Origin of the sequence: Undibacterium sp. TC4M20W (genome assembly GCF_049340245.1) — a bacterium.
In the GTDB taxonomy this organism is placed as follows: domain Bacteria; phylum Pseudomonadota; class Gammaproteobacteria; order Burkholderiales; family Burkholderiaceae_D; genus Undibacterium.
Genome location: NZ_JBMPPI010000031.1, coordinates 22089 through 39421, shown reverse-complemented (window position 1 = coordinate 39421; position 17333 = coordinate 22089). Strand labels below are relative to the sequence as shown.

General features: G+C 50.4%; 12 protein-coding genes and 1 tRNA gene. 6 read left to right on the top strand and 7 right to left on the bottom strand.

The genetic code is table 11. From position 1 onward, the window contains the following. Positions 1-32: 32 nt before the first annotated feature. Together ACO0LL_RS25480 and ACO0LL_RS25475 are read right to left on the bottom strand one after the other, a co-directional pair. Complete coding sequence (locus tag ACO0LL_RS25480) at positions 33-569, bottom strand: DUF2177 family protein (protein ID WP_422953612.1); 537 nt, start codon at positions 567-569, stop codon at positions 33-35. A gap of 79 nt (positions 570-648) precedes the next feature. Further along, complete coding sequence (locus ACO0LL_RS25475; protein ID WP_422953611.1) at positions 649-1083, bottom strand: DUF2177 family protein; 435 nt, start codon at positions 1081-1083, stop codon at positions 649-651. 240 nt (positions 1084-1323) lie between these two features. Between ACO0LL_RS25475 and ACO0LL_RS25470 the strand changes: the two genes are divergently transcribed. From ACO0LL_RS25470 to ACO0LL_RS25445, 6 genes are all read left to right on the top strand, one after another. Further along, the gene (locus ACO0LL_RS25470; RefSeq protein WP_422953610.1) at positions 1324-2016 is read left to right on the top strand and encodes an ATP-dependent Clp protease proteolytic subunit; all 693 of its coding nucleotides are present in this window, start codon (positions 1324-1326) and stop codon (positions 2014-2016) included. A 42-nt stretch (positions 2017-2058) separates the two neighbouring features. Then, positions 2059-2793: a substrate-binding periplasmic protein gene (locus tag ACO0LL_RS25465; RefSeq protein WP_422953609.1), complete on the top strand. Its 735-nt coding sequence runs from the start codon at positions 2059-2061 to the stop codon at positions 2791-2793. 5 nt (positions 2794-2798) lie between these two features. Next, positions 2799-3323: a GrpB family protein gene (locus tag ACO0LL_RS25460; RefSeq protein ID WP_422953608.1), complete on the top strand. Its 525-nt coding sequence runs from the start codon at positions 2799-2801 to the stop codon at positions 3321-3323. Between the two features lie 377 nt (positions 3324-3700). After that, positions 3701-6913, top strand: a complete 3213-nt coding sequence (locus tag ACO0LL_RS25455; RefSeq protein ID WP_422953643.1) for an efflux RND transporter permease subunit — start codon at positions 3701-3703, stop codon at positions 6911-6913. Further along, positions 6910-8100, top strand: a complete 1191-nt coding sequence (locus ACO0LL_RS25450) for an efflux RND transporter periplasmic adaptor subunit (RefSeq protein WP_422953607.1) — start codon at positions 6910-6912, stop codon at positions 8098-8100. Before ACO0LL_RS25455 ends, ACO0LL_RS25450 begins: the two co-directional genes overlap by 4 nt. Continuing rightward, positions 8097-9512: an efflux transporter outer membrane subunit gene (locus tag ACO0LL_RS25445; RefSeq protein WP_422953606.1), complete on the top strand. Its 1416-nt coding sequence runs from the start codon at positions 8097-8099 to the stop codon at positions 9510-9512. Before ACO0LL_RS25450 ends, ACO0LL_RS25445 begins: the two co-directional genes overlap by 4 nt. Before the next feature lie 103 nt (positions 9513-9615). On the opposite strand, the gene ACO0LL_RS25440 is transcribed toward ACO0LL_RS25445, so the two are convergent. From ACO0LL_RS25440 to ACO0LL_RS25420, 5 genes are all read right to left on the bottom strand, one after another. After that, positions 9616-10602, bottom strand: a complete 987-nt coding sequence (locus tag ACO0LL_RS25440) for a hypothetical protein (protein WP_422953605.1) — start codon at positions 10600-10602, stop codon at positions 9616-9618. Positions 10603-10673: 71 nt separating this feature from the next. Then, positions 10674-14387 carry an RNA-directed DNA polymerase gene (locus tag ACO0LL_RS25435; RefSeq protein WP_422953604.1) on the bottom strand — a complete coding sequence of 1238 codons (3714 nt, stop codon included), beginning with the start codon at positions 14385-14387 and terminating at the stop codon, positions 10674-10676. Between the two features lie 469 nt (positions 14388-14856). Further along, a tRNA-Met gene (locus tag ACO0LL_RS25430) sits at positions 14857-14933 on the bottom strand. Positions 14934-15124: 191 nt separating this feature from the next. Further along, a complete protein-coding gene (gene miaA, locus ACO0LL_RS25425) occupies positions 15125-16072 on the bottom strand; it encodes a tRNA (adenosine(37)-N6)-dimethylallyltransferase MiaA (protein WP_422953603.1) in 948 nt (315 codons plus the stop codon). Next, positions 16069-17289, bottom strand: a complete 1221-nt coding sequence (locus tag ACO0LL_RS25420) for a multidrug effflux MFS transporter (protein ID WP_422953602.1) — start codon at positions 17287-17289, stop codon at positions 16069-16071. The genes miaA and ACO0LL_RS25420 overlap by 4 nt, the downstream gene beginning before the upstream one ends. Positions 17290-17333 lie beyond the last annotated feature (44 nt).

The following is a 17333-nucleotide window of genomic DNA, read 5'->3' as shown; positions in this document are numbered from 1 at the left end:
ACAAGCGGGCTGCTATTCAGATGCCAATATAATCAAGACGCCCGGTTGACGACAAAATAAGCCACTGTGCCGCCGATGGACGTCATCAACGTACCCCATCCTATATCGATCAGCGATAAAGTCAACGACCAGCCCTTGAGTGTAGAGAGATTGGTCAGGTCATAGGTCGCATAGGCAATCATGCCTAGTAATCCACTCAACATCAAGGCACAAGTCCAGCTTTGCTGGCCCAAGGCAGGTGCCACGGCAAATACCACCACACCCATCGCGTAGAGCAAATAGAATACTGCCGCTGGCGCAATCCTTGGTTTTGGCAGAATCATGTCACCCAAATGGGATTTATATAAGGGACCCATCACCATGGTCAGCCACGCTGCATCCAGCGCAAGCATGCTGAGCAGGGAACTGCCATAGGCAATCAAGTAATGTTGTAGGGTCAGCGTTGTATCAAGTGACAGCGTAAGCATGGCGCGATCTTTCAGGTGAGGAGCGCGCCAATCAAAGCTACTGATTTTCAGGCGCAGGGTAATGGCGGGTGGAGCGGGAAGGTGGACGCTATTGAGTACCATGATCCCGCATGTGAGAGACTATTTCTGTACTTTAGGCCACATGCTGGTTACAGCATGGCCTCAACGTAAGAAATTCCGTTCAGCCAAAGCGACGGGCAGCAACATATGCCAGCGTACCAGCGATACATGACAGCAGTGCACCCCAACAAATATCAATTGCCGTTAACACTGGTGACCAGGCTGTTAGCGTCGCCAAATTGCTCAAGTCATACGTTCCATACGCAACCAGACCCAGTAAGGCACACATGAGCCCGGCTTGTTGCCAGCTATGCGCACGCAATGCAGGCACAATTCCAAATACTGTCAGTCCAAAGGAATACAATAAATAAAACAGCGCCGCTGGTATCAGCCTGGGTTGTGCCAGCATCAGCTCGCCCAGATAAGACTTGTAGGTCGATGTCATCAACAGCCCCAGCCATACCGCATCCAGGCCCAGCACTGCCAGCAAGGCAACGCCGTAAGCGATCAGTATTTGCTTTGCAGCAGGCGACTTGGCGGTAGACAGGATGAGCATGGCTTTGACCTTTTTTAAGATATGGATGTGATGGCGTTGTTAGTGATGCCTATTATCAGCGAAGTGTCTGTCTCCTTCTGTGCGGTAGATAATGTAATAAAAGCGTTGTTAAATATTGAACAGGTAGTGTCTAATATCATATTGTTAAGCATTTCGCTTATTCACAGCAGCAGGTACTTGTGGAATTGGCGCGCGCTTTCACCAGGTAAATTTTTCTCGAAATAACAAATGCTTATCTCCATGCCATCTAATCTTAAACAACTTTTTGCTTTCCTCTCCTTGTGCGCTGTGCTTTTTTCCGGCAATGCCACAGCCATGACCATGCTCAGGTCGAACCAGACTCTGATACTGTTTGGCAAGGTGGTGCCAGAAGATAGCCAGCTATTCCGTAAAAAACTGGAAGAAGGACCAGTCAAAACAGTCGTGATGACAGAAAGCCCTGGTGGCAATATGCGCGCCGCCTATGACATTGCAGCACTGATCACAGAAGGCAGGATCAATACTGCAGTCAATGGCAATTGCATGTCTGCCTGCGCGCTCATCTTCATGGCGGGCACCGAAAGACGGATGCTTGCCAGCAAGCATCTGGAAAAGACAAGACTGGGTTTTCATGCCCCACACAATAAAGTCACTAAAGAAATCTCGACCGCCGCCATTCCAAGATTTCGTGAGTGGTTGCTCAAGGTTACCCAAGGAAAATTCCCTGCAGAGGTCCTGGACCGCGCCATGAATATAGAAAGCGCTGGCGACATGCTGTTCTTCTATTATCCGGACGAAAACTACCTTGGGGATATACGCTTCTGTACGCAAGGTTCGCTACGTTGCGAAGCATTGAAAGGCTACAATATTGTCAATATCGGCATCCTGACAACAGCTGAGTTGCTGAAGTTGGAGAGCCTTGATGACGCAGAGCAAGATATAGCTAAACCATAGTAAGACAGTTTTCCATCCATTCATCAATCAAAAGGAAATGCGATGACGAAAGAAGCGATCACAACCAAGGTTCCAGGCAAATTAACTGTCTGTACTTATGGCGGCTTTGCCCCGGTTTGTTATAAGAATGAGCAAGGCCAGCTTACCGGGCTGGACGTCATTTTCCTGGAAAAATTTGCGATCTCCCAAGGGCTGGAAATTGCTCTCATAGAACATGATTTTGACGGCATCTGGACCATGCCTGACGAGGATAAGTGCGACATCGCCGCCGCCGGTGTCCAAAAACGCGACAAGCGGGATACCGGGCCAGGCGGCTCATGGAGTGATGCCTACTTCCAGGTGCAAAGGTCGTTGCTGGTGCGCAGCGCCGACCAGGCTGCATTTGACGACTACCTCAAGCTCTCAGGCAAATCCATCGTCGTCACCCGTGGATCAACCGCTGACATCGACGCCAAAACCCGTTACCCCCATTGCAGCATCCTGTATGTCGATGACATTGCCGAAGGCCAGCCAGATGCCCAGGCCTATATTGTCAGAACCCTCATCGCAGACCACCGCGCCGATGCCTTTGCCGAAGGCGATGTCAGCAACCAATACCTGCGCAGTCAGTTTGGCCGCGATGTGGCAGTCGGTCTGGCGCTGGCAGATATCCACCACATTGATGGGGCGACAGCCGAAACCTTCAATTTCATCACCCGCAATGATAGTACTGGTTTGCTGGAGCAATTAAATCTCTTCATCAAAGAAAACAAGGGCAGCTACGTACCTCAGGAATAGTCAGTATGTCCAAAGTCATCGTATCGCCCTATTCAAAAGAATGGCCAGCGCTCTTTCTCCAGATAAAGGGTGAATTGCTGGCTGTATTCGCCCCAGTTGCCGTGAGCCTGGAGCACATAGGCAGCACGTCGGTACCCGGTTTGGCGGCCAAACCTGTATTGGACGTACTGCTGGGGGCCAGTTCGCTGCAAGAGATAGAAGCAAAAATACCGGCTCTTGCCAAACTGGACTATGTCTATGTGCCAAAGTATGAACAAGAGTTGCCCATGCGGCGCTACTTTGTCAAAGCACCCGCAGACTCGCTACGCATACACCTGCATGCGGTTGTGACTGGTTCGCCGTTCTGGAATGAGCACCTGGCGTTCAGGAATATTCTGCGCACAGATGTGCAATTGTGCTCACAGTACCAGGCTTTAAAGCTTCAACTGGCACAAACGCATGCCAATGACAAGGCGGCGTATTCTGACGCCAAAGGCCCTTTCATTCAGGCCACCCTGGCTGCGCTGGCAAAACCGTCTGATATGGCCTGATCAATTCCAACTGAGCTTACTTTATAGTGACCTGACCCGGCTCTGGTGCAGCACTAAAGCGGCTAAATCGCCTCGCTAATGTAACGGTATGTAGCAAGTATGTAGCAATACAGGGTATGAGACAGGCGCAAAGCCAGGGAATACCTACTCATGAGCTATATTCATATACTTATGCAGATTATGCGGCTTATCAAGCGCACTGATCTGCTTTACTATTTGTCGCTGCCAATTTCCTGGTAAGGGCTTTGCTTTGCTGTTTGCTTGTGCCTGCCTTAGCTTGTTCCCGATTTTTGCTCTATCGCTTGTTATATCGTTTGTTCTATATTTTGTTTTATCAACCGGGGCCTTAAGGCCTCAGACCGGCGGAGTTGAATGTGCTGATTGATGCAGTCCGTGTCGCCTTGCGACGTCCTTATACTTTCGTCGTCATGGCGCTGGTCATCCTGATTGTGGGGCCGCTGGCTGCATTGCGCACGCCTACTGATATTTTCCCTGAAATACGCATGCCGGTCATTGCCGTGGCCTGGCAATATACCGGGCTACCGCCCGATCAGATGGCGGGACGCATTTCTACCTTGTTCCAGCGCAGCCTGACCACCACCGTCAATGATATTGAGCATATTGAGGCCAATACCTATCCTGGTATCAGCGTCGTCAAGATTTTCTTCCAGCCCGGTGTGAATATTGCAGTTGCCAATGCGCAGGTGACGGCGATTTCGCAAGTGGCCTTGCGCCAGATGCCTGCCGGCATCACGCCACCGCTGATCCTGAACTACAACGCCGCAACCGTGCCTATCCTGCAATTGGCATTATCAGGGCAGGGCCTGTCTGAACAAAGCCTGTTTGACCTGGGCATGAATACCGTGCGTACGCCTTTGGTCACCGTGCCGGGTGCTGCGATTCCTTTGCCCTATGGTGGCAAACAGCGCCAGGTGCAAATTGACTTGAAGCCCGCTGCATTGCAGGCGCGTGGCTTGTCCGCACAGGACGTGGCGACTGCGCTGGCAGTGCAAAACGTGCTGGTACCAGTCGGCACGCAAAAGATAGACAGCCTGGAATACACCATACAAATGAACAGCGCACCGTCCGCGCTGGAAGAACTGGGCCTCATGCCGGTCAAGGTCATCAACGGCAGCACGATCTACCTGCGTGACGTGGCCGATGTGCATGATGGCAATGCGCCACAAACCAATATCGTACATGTGGATGGTGGCCGTTCTGTATTGATGTCGGTATTGAAGAATGGCTCAGCATCCACGCTGGCGATTGTCGACAACATCCGCGCCAAGCTGGTCACCCTGAAACCATCCTGGCCAGAAGCATTGAAGGTGGTTGCCATCAATGACCAGTCACTGTTCGTGCGCGCAGCCATCCGTGGCGTCGCGCTCGAAGGTGCGATTGCTGCTGCACTGACGAGTGTCATGATCTTGCTCTTCCTCGGTAGCTGGCGTTCTACGGTCATCATTGCGATTTCTATCCCGCTGTCCATCCTCGGTTCCATTATTGCACTGGCCGTCTTTGGTGAAACCCTGAACCTCATGACCCTCGGTGGTCTGGCGCTGGCCGTGGGTATTCTGGTCGATGATGCAACGGTCACTATAGAAAACATCAACTGGCACCTGGAGCAGGGCAAGGATGTAGAAACGGCGATTCTTGATGGAGCACAGCAAATCGTCACGCCCGCCTTTGTATCGCTGCTGTGTATCTGTATCGTCTTTATCCCGATGTTCTTCCTGGAAGGTGTATCGCGCTTCCTCTTCGTGCCCATGGCAGAGGCGGTGATCTTTGCGATGGTCTGTTCCTTCATCCTGTCGCGTACTCTGGTGCCGACGATGGCGAATTATCTTCTGCATCCACATACTGCCGACGATGTGCATGGTGACCATGGCGTACCTTCACGCAATCCGCTGGTGCGTTTCCAGCGTGGCTTTGAAGCCAGGTTTGAACACCTGCGTGAAGGTTATCGCGGCTTGTTGCAACGCGCAGTCACACGCCGAAAACCGTTTATCGTCGGTTTTCTGGCGGTGGTGGCGCTGTCGTTTTTATTGCTGCCTTTTATCGGCAGCAATTTCTTCCCGTCGGTTGATTCTGGCCAGGTACTCATGCACGTACGTGTGCCAGTGGGTACGCGGGTAGAAGAAACTGCCGTGCGCTTTGCCAGCATAGAAAAAGCGATACGCCGCATCATCCCTTCAGAAGAAATCATCACCATGGTCGATAACATCGGCCTGCCGCCCAGCAGTATCAACCTCACCTACAACAATACTGGCGTCATGGGTTCGCAAGATGGTGACTTCCAGATCGCCTTGGGTGAAGGCCATCGCCCGACCGCAGAATATGTACGTGAATTGCGTGAAGCGCTACCGCGTGAATTTCCTGATACCACCTTCTCTTTCCCGCCTGCCGATATCGTCAGCCAGATTCTCAACTTTGGCGCACCCGCACCTATCGACGTGCAAATACGCGGCAGCAATGTCGATGCCAATTTTGGTTATGCGCAGCAGTTGTTGAAGCGCATCAAGGCCATACCCGGCGTAGCTGATGCGCGCATACAGCAATCCAACAAGGCACCGGTGTTCAACGTCAATGTCGATCGCACCCAGGCGCAATTGCTGGGCTTGACGACGCGTGATGTCATCAACAGCCTGGTTGTCAATCTCGCCGGCAGCAGCCAGGTTGCACCGACTTACTGGCTTAATCCTGTTAATGGCGTCAGCTACCCCATCGTCATGCAGACGCCGCAATACCAGCTCGGTTCACTCGCCTCACTCGCCAACCTGCCTGTCGGTAATGGTGTTACTGCAGATGCCGCGACGCTCGGTGGCCTCGCCAGTATAGAACGCGCCAGCGGCAGCGCCCTGGTCAGCCAGTACGACGTGCAAAACATGATACAGATACACGCCGCCACACAAGACCGTGACCTCGGTGCTGTGGCTGATGATATCCGCCGTGTCGTGGCCGAGATGTCAGCCACAGTACCCAAAGGCACGACCGTGCAAATGCTGGGCCAGGCACGCACCGTGGACCGCGCCTTCTCTGGCCTGCTGTACGGCTTGCTGGGCGCCATCGTGCTGATCTATCTGCTGATTGTCGTCAACTTCCAGTCCTGGCTTGACCCTGCGGTGATTGTCTCCGGCCTGCCTGCCGCGTTGGCGGGCATAGTCTGGATGTTGTTTGCCACCCACACCACCTTGTCAGTGCCCGCGCTGACCGGGGCCATCATGTGCATGGGTGTGGCCACTGCCAACAGCGTGCTGGTCGTCAGCTTTGCGCGTGAACGCCTGGCCGAGCTCGGTGACGCCACCGCCGCTGCGCTCGATGCCGGCTTCGTGCGCTTCCGCCCTGTGTTGATGACGGCACTGGCGATGATCATAGGCATGTTGCCCATGGCACTGGGCCTGGGTGAGGGCGGTGAGCAAAATGCCCCGCTGGGCCGTGCCGTTATCGGTGGCTTGGTATTCGCTACTGTTGCCACCCTTGTTTTTGTTCCCGTGGTCTTCAGCCTCGTGCATGACCGGGAATCTCGCCGTGCTAAATCAGCACCATCGGCATCACCGCCACAAACTGTTGCCGGAGTTTCTTATTCATGAAAACTGATTCAGCAAAATCATCTGCCCGCTATAAAATCCTGGGCATCTCGCTGGCCTTGATTGCCGCCATCGTCGTCATTGCTGGCGTAGCCACACGCCGCACGCAAGCCGGGCAAATCAAGGAACGTGCCGTCGCCAGCACCGTACCCACAGTGTCGCTGGTGGCGACTGCTGGCACAGGTGCGGCAAAGTTTGAATTGCCCGCCCGCATAGAAGCCTGGGCGCGCGTTCCCATCTATGCACGCGTCAGCGGTTACCTCAAAAACTGGACAGTCGATATAGGCGGTGCCGTCAAGGCAGGGCAACTGCTGGCCGAGATCGACACCCCCGACCTGGATCAACAATTATTGCAAGCCCAGGCAGAACTCAGCAATGCGCGCAGCAACCTGGCACTGTCCACCAGCACCGCCAAACGCTGGCAATCACTGCTGGCCAGCGATGCCGTCTCCAAACAAGAGGCAGATGAAAAAGCTGGTGACCTCGCCGCCAAGCAATCTGCCGTCAATGCCCTGCAAGCCAATGTAGATCGCGTGCAGGCACTCAAACGCTACACCCGCCTGACAGCGCCATTCAACGGCATCGTCACCGCCCGCAATACCGACACTGGCGCGCTCATCAATGTCGGCGGTGCGCCTGGCAGTGAATTGTTTGTCGTCTCTGACGTGCAGCGTCTGCGCGTCTATGTCAACGTGCCGCAAAGCCAGGTCGCCATGGTACAAAATGGCAGCGTCGCCCAGCTAAGCGTGCGTGAACGCCCCGGCCGCACTTACACCGCCACCGTGCAATCCTTGGCACAGGCAATAGACCCACGCTCTGGTTCCATGCTGGTACAACTGGCTGTTGAAAACCCCAATAAAGAACTACTGCCCGGCGGCTTCGCTACCGTCAGTTTTGAATCCGCTGCCAACACCACCAGCATCAACCTGCCGCCCGCAGCCCTGATCTTTGGCAAGAATGGCACCCAGGTTGCCACCTTGGGCAGCGATAACCGCGTTGTCCTTAAAAGCGTCAACATCGCCCGTGACTTTGGCAGTCTCATCGAAATCGCTGGTGGCATAGATCGTAATGACCGCGTCATCAACAGCCCGCCAGACGGCATCAGCAATGGTGACCTCGTGCAGCTTGCAGCAAATACAGCAGCAGGTACTTCGGGTACGACTAACAATCCTGCCAAGGCCAAACCATGAGGCGCTATGTCATCGCCACCTTGTCTGTCTGGTGTGCCGCCTGCACTCAAGCACCCATCACGCAGGTACCCGTCATGCCGCTGGCCGCTGCCTATAAAGAAGCACCAGCATCTGCCAGCGATGCAAGCCTGATCCTGCCTGCACAAGAATGGTGGCTGCTGTTTGGTGATGCAGAACTCAACAGCCTGCAACAACGCCTCATAGACAACAGCCCCGACCTTGCCAGTGCTCTGGCACGTTACCGCCAGGCACAGGCAGCCACGGGCCAGTTGCGCGCTGCTGAGTTACCAACATTGGGCACCTCCCTCAACGGCCAGCGCATCCGCCAGTCAGAACGCCGCCCCCTGCGCGTACTAGGTCCCACTTCGCCCAACGAATACAATAGCGCTACCCTGGGCCTGGATTTCCAATATGAAATCGACCTCTGGGGCCGTGTGCGCGAACAAGTCAATGCCGGCGTCGCAGAAGAAAAAGCCGCCAAGGCTGACCTCGCTGCCGCCCGCCTGTCATTACAAGCCACACTGACAGACACCCTGGTCGCCCTGCGCGGTTTTGATGAAGAAGCTGCCATGCTCAGCGACACCGTTGCCGCCTACAGCCGCGCGGTTGACATGATCAACCGCCGTCATGATGAAGGCATCGCATCCGGCCTTGACGTTGCCCGTGTAGAAGCGCAATTGCAATCTGCCCGCTCGCAGGCACAGCAGGTACAGGCACAACGCGCCATCATGGAACATGCCATCGCCGCCCTGGTCGGTGCCAATGCATCCAGCTTCAGCATCGCACCCCGGGTCGTGCCAGCCACCACGCCCGCGATACCGCTGGGTTTGCCATCCGCATTACTGCAACGTCGCCCCGACATCGCCGCCGCCCAATTGCGCATCGCTGCCGCCAGCGCCAAAGTTGGCATAGCTCAAACTGCCTTCTTCCCCTCGCTTAACCTGGGCGCACAAGGCGGCTTTCAAAGCAGTGACTTCGCTAAATTTATAGAAATGCCCAACCTGTTCTGGGCAATCGGCCCCACCCTGGCTGTGAGCTTGTTCGACGGCGGCCGTCGCAAAGCCCAGGTCGCAGGCGCAGAAGCCGTACTCGATGAGGCAGGCCAGCGCTACCGCACAACCGTACTAGGCGCATTCCAGCAAGTCGAAGACCAACTGGCATTGTTAAGTCATTACGGCGAAGCAGCCAAAGAAGAAAGCCTGGGCGCAGTCGCCGCCCAACGCGCCCTGACACTCGCAGAAATCCGCTACAAACAAGGCGCAGTCAGCTACCTCGACGTCATCGTCGCCCAAACCAACGCCCTGCAAGCACAACGCAGTACCCGTGACCTCAACACGCGGCAACGCCGCGCTGCCGTGCAACTGGTCAAGGCATTGGGAGGAGGGTGGTCAGTGGAAGCGGGAGGGAGTTAACCTCCTGATATAGCCCGCTACCAAGAAGCATTCAATGCGGATTCGGCTGGCATGTGTGATAAAGAAAAACCGCTTCAGTTGTATTTGAGAAGCGGTTTTTTTGTTATGTTGATTTCACTCCAGCGACCTGGCCTTTACTCCCGGCCAGCGCCTTCCCTATCCCCGCAAACGACACAACATTCAGCGGAAACTCCAAAAACACATGCAACAGACTCAGGAAAAGCAGAGCTTGCATGCCAAGATTGTAATCATAAGCGTACAGTGCCATCGACAACAGCCAGATCATTACCGTCAAAAACAGGGTTTTCTTAGGCACCTTATGCCATTGTATGACGGATGTTTTTGAAAACCAGTTCAGGTAATGATAGGTATACGCAAAAGCAATAAAGCGCATGATCACAAAGCCTGCATTGCTGCTAAAAATCTCACTGGTTTTTGATAGCGTATCAAGATGAAAAACATTGATCAGGCTGAAGTTCAATAACTCAAACTGAAAGTAAGATTTTTGAACATAAGCACTCACCGTATATTGCAAACTCTCTGGCCTGACAATAAAAAAACTTACCGCACAAACGAGCAAAACTGCGATAGACAAAAATCCTGAAAACGATTTTTCTTTCAATGCACCAAACAACATAAACGCCAGGGTGAAAATAAAGACGTGAATGACAGTAGGAAGAAAAATGCCCATCAAGAGTAAATAAGCCGGGGACTTATTCACGACAGCTACAGCCAACAAGGACAGGGCCACAAGCGCAGTGCGATACAGCCTGTCTTTGACAAGCGCAAAAATAAGCGCCAATAAAACCGCAAACGCCAATACGTCTGCAACAAAAGTGCTGTCCTTAGCCAGATGCGCAAGGGCAGGGAAGAAAAACAGCGCAAAGCACAGACCAATCAAAAAAATAAAATCGTATTTACCCTTGGTGAAATAATTTTTCTTATGCAGCCAGCCTATTTCAGTCAGGTAATGCAATGGGCCAAGCACGGCGTAAGAGAATAAAAATAGTTCGAAAGGAATGACGAATGCAACAACGCAAGAAAAAATGATGAGGGCGGCATTGATATAATTAATGCGATTGGAGATCATAATTTACGGCGAAAAAAATAGCGCATTTACCTAATTTCCTCTCTATGAAATATACAGATACTGAGTTCGTTTTAGAGCCCTGCGGGTTTTGTTTTGATCTCTTTATACAATTTCACTCGTCGACGAAATGCAGCTAAGTCAAGATCTGCCATATTGATTGAAATTTGATCACTTCCATGAGCATGTGAAATAAGTCTGTGATATGGCAATTTGAAAGGTGCCTGGATAGTTGTACCACCATATTGGCCAATGTTTGTGATTACGATATGTTGAAACATGTGGAAGTGCAATGCCGCTGCCATATTGTCAAAAGTGTTGACGTCAGGGTTATGAGCGGCCACTACAAATAAATCTGTTTTATCTCTCAAATCTGCAGCCAATCGAATGTCCGTGGCATCATAGCAAATCGCGCCAGACAATCTAAAAGGTCCTTCTGGATGCCCATGAATCTCAATAAGATGTTGACATGGGCGGTAGCCAGTCACACCTAATTCCAACTCGCCGGGTATCATGTATTCCTTGCCTTGATCTCGGACAATCCATTGGCGACCGCTTTCTCGAATATCTGGAATTATCCAGCGAGCAAAATTTACTAATTTACCTTTGTGGTCTGTAAAAACGATGCCCGCGAAAATAATTGCCCTAGTTTTATCTGCCAGTCGTTTCACAACATCAAGATCGTCTATATGTACTGAAACTTCAGGAAATACAATTAGGTCTGCTAAGTGCTTTTGCTTGCCTTTATCTGCAGACGATTTTGTTTTTAGTGTTTTATAAGTTAGTTGACAGATGGCCAATAGATGATCCCTATGCTTCGCCCTAATTTGGGGATTATTAAGTTCGGGGTCTGCAGGTGAAAAATCCTCTGTACGTGGCAACAACGGTTGAACTGTAATCAATCTGAATAGTTGATTTTCTTCGGAGGATCGATTAATTGTTGTCGGCAGTAAAGGAACATTCGAAGCACTGCAATATAAACTATTAAGTTTATCAAGGCGAACTTTGATACATTCTTTAAATGTATCAATATCCTCAATATTCTTAATGTCTTCATTGCTCACGTAAGAAGATTGAAAGCCTGGCCATTGCAAACTACTCATCAATAACTCTGAAAACCAATTTGTTACTGTCGCAAATTCTCCAAGTACAGATTCTGGGGAATGCATCATGCCCATTCGGCGTTTGTACCAACTTGCGCGCAATCCTTTATACGTAATTGCTTTCCCTAGCTTATGCTTACTCGCTGTGAAATCTAATCGACCTAAAACTGATGAGCGCATTATTGCTCCGATCCAATAAATCACCGCTCTGTCGCTACCCAAATCTCCATCAGGTTCGAGTACCCAAGGAGGCACAGAAAATCTTGGATCGACTATCGTATCATTTTCGTCAATGTCACATTCTAAACTCGTTACTTTTGGATGCCAAAGTGCTTCCCATCCAGTCGTATTGTTTTTACTGACCATTATTCTGGTTGGAGATGATTCTGTTATGCCAAGATTGTTAGTGGCTAAGTTTGCTAACGCCAGTGCCAATTTTAGTAGGGCCGCTTCGTGTTCAAATCCATTTGAACCAGACGAAATTACATTTGAAAGGCGTTGTCTTTTTCCACGTAGTTTCGAAACTTCTAATATTGCAGCCCATTTGAGCTCTTTTTTTTCTAATGTAAGATCACTATCGCGGGAAATATTTTTCCAAAGTGAATTCCAGAATGGACCACCTCGCTTAGCAAAAGGAATCAAGTAAACACTTTTCTCAAGGCCGCTATTTTTAAGCGCTTCGAGATATTGAATTGCATAGCTATCTGTTTTTCCTGTTATTTGTGATGCCACTTCAAATAAAGCGATTGTTGTGATATTGATTTTTGGTGGGCTGCCAACTAGTATCGAGTGCAGTATTTTCTGAATCGATCTTTCTCCAGAACTATCAAGAACTGGCTTGTTCAATACAGCTAGTACCATCAGGGCTTGACGCTCTACAAATTTAAGGCCTTTTTTTTCTGCAATCACCTTTTGAGCATAATTTGAAATGACTTCTAATATTCCGCTAGGATCTGCAGATTTCGGATAAGTCACTGCTTGAAAATATCCATGAAAATCAGATGCACATCTAAACAAATCTGCCAGCAAAAAGTCCATGAAGGCGGCGGTGACTTTGTTTGAATGATTGCGGTAGCTACTTCTAGAAAATATGGCCTCGAATATAGGTGAAAATAAGTCAGCATTAGGATATATTTCGATCGCCTTCCGCAGAACGAGTCCGAGTGAAGGATCTTTCATCCAAGCAGAAATTAATTTTTTCGCTAATAGTTCGCTTTCATTATCGCTATTCTTAAAAACATTCGGCCCGATATCATATGCCCCATCAAAGTCAATTTTTCGCTTACTTCGCATGATTGACTCAAGTCGATTAGCTGCAAACCGTTTCAATGTATCAGGTCGAATATCGTGGTCGAATTGGGTAATGGTCACCAATTTCAAGTCATTGCGATCAATTTTTGTTTTTCGTAATTCTGCTAAGTTATAGTTGAGGTCGATATCAGCATTAAGAAGGTTTTCTAAAAGACCGCTAGTATTGTCTAAAGTTTCTCTGTCCGCAGGACCGCTTAGGTCACCTTGAATCATCTCTATGCGGCTAGACATACTGCCACGATTTGCTAAATCTATAAGTTTGATAACTTTAGTTTTCTTTTGATTGACAGATAGTTCCTTTCCCCCATGTAAGTAGAGAATCTTCGATATCCAAATATTTAATTCGTCGGATATCTCAGCTAAATCACCACTTTCACTATAAATAACTAAGCGAATATCATCAACATAGCGGCAATAGTCATGAAGTATGATTTCAGATTTATCAGAAATCGTCGAACCAATCTGTGCCCCAACTTCGCGATCAAAGTCAGTAAGATAGGCGTTGGCAAAAAAACCAGATGCAACTAGACCTTGTGGCAATCCTTTCTTTGCATTTTCAAGATTTAATTTTGAAAAAATCTTAATTGTCGCATCTTCCCACTCCCATTTTGTCACGTGCCTTACCCCATTCCAGAATTCGGAACACGCTTCATTCCCAAATTTAGTTGAGATACTCTTTAAACGTTTGACGAGAAGTGAGATGTCAATATTGTTATAAAACTTTGATAGGTCGAAATTGACTATATAGACATTGTCAGGATCTCTTGAAGATTCTGCAATTTCACGGCCGATTTTCAAAGGCCTCTTGATGAAGTTTTGGTAATCTGTAAAGAATTTTCTGTACGTGTCACTGTTACCCCAACGAAACCAGGCTTTATCATCCTTCCAATCGCAAACTAGTCGATTCCCATAGCTGTAAACATTCTTGAACTGAGCAACTCGAAAATTCTTTTCACTACAATCCCCCTGCTCGCTTTCTATCGCGTCTGCCAGACATAGCATTACGGTGCTTGCCCAAGTCTGGTCTCTAATCGTCAGGTGTGCCAATGGCCGAAGTGGTGGTGTATTTTTTCGCTCTTTATTGGGGATTGGAGACCAACCGTTTTTTTCATCAATTGTCCAACTCTCACTTTTTGCAGCGGGCACTAACTCAATTGGAGTTAATTTTTTCTTGAGTGCTAGTTGCGCACCCCACTCTTTGGAAAGCTCTTCAATTCCAAGTGCGGACACATCTAGAGCAAGAGTATCTGCATACCAGTTAAAGCTGCGAATGTAGCCGTGCGTTTTTTTCCAGGCTTGCGCGATTACTACAGGATCAACTAAATAGTCAATTGTTGGCTTCAGGGACCTATATTTTTCGGAAATAAGTTTCACGTTTAATATCCGCCTTAGTTGATAGTTGATTCATACAGTAAATGCGATGTTCAATTTGTGGTGCCGAATATGATCAGTGCGTTTTTGTTCTTGGATGTCTTCTTAATGCTCAAAAGCTACTTTTTGTTTTCCCAACCTATTGACCGACTGTTTGGTTATAAGATATTAATTGTACTTTATTAATTGATAATTAAAGTGAAAATTGAACAGTTGAAGACGTGGCTAGCAAAAGCAAAGATTTTGAGTTTTTTCGAGCATTCAATAAGTTTTTTTGCGCATAACTTGAACTGAATTTATAAATTTTGTTATTTATGGAAGTTATCGTTGAGCGAAAATTTTTGGGATTAAATTCGGATGTGAAACGTTGAGCGAATAGATAGTGATAAGATTGAAAAAACAAAAAACCCGCTAAAGCACAAGGCTAAAAGCGGGTTCTTTGCATCTGGCAGATCGCTCTGCAAGAAAATTCTGGTGGTGATAGGTGGACTTGAACCACCGACCCCAGCATTATGAGTGCTGTGCTCTAACCAACTGAGCTATATCACCAAGAAGCCTGCGATTATGTCAGTTTGGCTTTTGACTGTCAATATGCAAAACCAGATTTTGATGGAAACTGCGGCTATTTTTGCTTAAAAAGCAAAGCATTTCTGGTTTTGTGTCTGAATTAGGCTGCGTATTGTTAAAAATGAGGTTGGCACCGACAGTCCCAGCAACGCTTGTAGTGAACTTGGCTGGGTTCACTCTGGGCTTGCCAATGCTTGCCTGACGCTGTCCATGATCTGTGCCTGGGCATCGGCTGCGAGGCAGTCGATGATGATGCGGTTTGGCATGGATCTTAGCCAGGTGACCTGGCGTTTGGCGAGTTGCCGGGTGGCGATGATGCCTAGTTCGCGCATTTCAGGTAGGGTGGTTATTCCATCGAGATAATCCCAGGCCTGGCGGTAGCCTACGCAGCGTATGGATGGCAGGTTGGCGTGCAGGTCTGGTCTTTGTTTTAGGGCTTTGACTTCATCGATAAAGCCTTGTTGGAGCATGGTGTCAAAGCGCAGGGCGATGCGTTGGTGGAGTACGCTGCGTTCTGATGGTTCCAGCGAGATTGCGTGCATTTCGAAGGGCGGGGCGGCGCGTTCCTGTTTGGCCAGCAGGGCGGACATGGGCTGGCCGGTGATGGCGATGATTTCGAGGGCGCGTTGTATGCGCTGGCTGTCTTGTGGTTTGAGTCTTGCTGCGGTTTCGGGGTCCAGCGTTGCCAGTCTGGCGTGCAGGCCGGGTACGCCTATGCGGGCGGCTTCTGCATCAAGTTCTGCGCGTATGGCAGGGTCTGCGCCTGGCAGGTCGTCAAGGCCATCCATCAGGGCTTTGAAATACATCATGGTGCCGCCTACCAGCAGGGGCAGCTTGCCCCTGGCTTGTATCTCTGTGACCAGTCTTTGTGTGTCCTTGCGAAACTGCGCGACTGAATAGGATTCTGCCGGGTCGATGATGTCGATGAGGTGGTGGGGTACTGCGGCCAGTTCTGCTGCATTGGGTTTGGCCGTACCTATGTTCATGTCGCGGTAAACCAGGGCAGAATCGACGGAGATGATTTCTGCCGGGTGGTGGCGCGCAATTTCCAGCGCGGCAGCAGTTTTGCCTGAGGCGGTAGGCCCCATGATGGCGATGACTTTATTAATTGAGATATTCATACGGGTTGTTCTGCCGGGATCAATGCTGGTAAAGCGCGGGCGGCGATAAAAATGAGGCTGCCCATGCTGCAGGCGATGATGGCAAGTGGATAGACCGTGCCATTATGCGTGGCACCAACGATGCTGCCAACGATAAAGGCGACCAGCATATACAGCGCCCCCATGAGGCCAGCCGCAGTGCCGGCCTGTTGCGGGAAGGGCGATACAGAATTGGATTGCGAAATAGGGAAGTTGATGCCATGCGCACCCATGGTCATGAACATGATGGGCGGTATCATGGTCCAGTGCTGTACGCCTGCCAGTGTCATTGCCAGAAAAGTAGCGCCAGCAGCGAGAGACAGGCTGCTGCCTATGCGCATGGTGATCTTGGTGCCAAAGCGCGCATGCAGGCGGCGGCAGACCACGGTGCCACTGAGGTAGCCAGATACGCCAAAGGCAAAACAATAACCAAACCAGGCTGTTGGCAGGAGCAATACCTTGATCAGTACAAAGGATGCGCCAGAGATAAAGACAAAGATGGAGCCATACGACAGTGCACCCGGCAAGGCATATACCCAGAACACAGGCGCACCCAGCACGATGCGGTAATTGCTCAGCAAGCCGCTGACATTGGTGGCTTTGGCGTCTTTATACAGATTGGTTTCTGGCAGGCGCAAGATGACCATGATGAGCAAGGCTGCTGCCAGCAGGGCATGCACAAAGAATGCTGCACGCCAGCCCAGATTGACTTGCAGGAATGAACCCAGGATAGGGCCGAGCAAAGGCGCGGCAGATACCCAGCTACTGGCCTTGGAAATGACCTTGATGCTGTCTTGCGGGTCATAGGCATCGCGCACGATGGCTCGCGCAATGATGACGGCAGAGCAGCAGCCCAGGGCCTGCAGGAAACGCGCAATAATCAGCATGCCCATGCTTTGCGATGCGCCACACAAGAGGCTGGCGAGCAGATAGAGGCTGAGCCCGGCGATGACGACGGGGCGGCGGCCAAAGCGGTCAGACAGTGGGCCTATGACCAGTTGCGCGCCACCAAAGCCTGCCACAAAGATGGACAGCGTCAGTTGCACTGTAGAGGCAGGCACATCAAACACTGCCGCCAGACTGGGCAGGGACGCCAGGTACAGGTCAGTCGATAGCGGTTGCAGCATCAGGAATGCGGCAATCAAAAAGAACAGCGGCGCTGTCGAAAACTGGGCGATGGCCTGGGCTGGCTGGTTCATGGATGCTTTTGAGTTTGTCACGCTATGGATCACGCTCTTGTGCA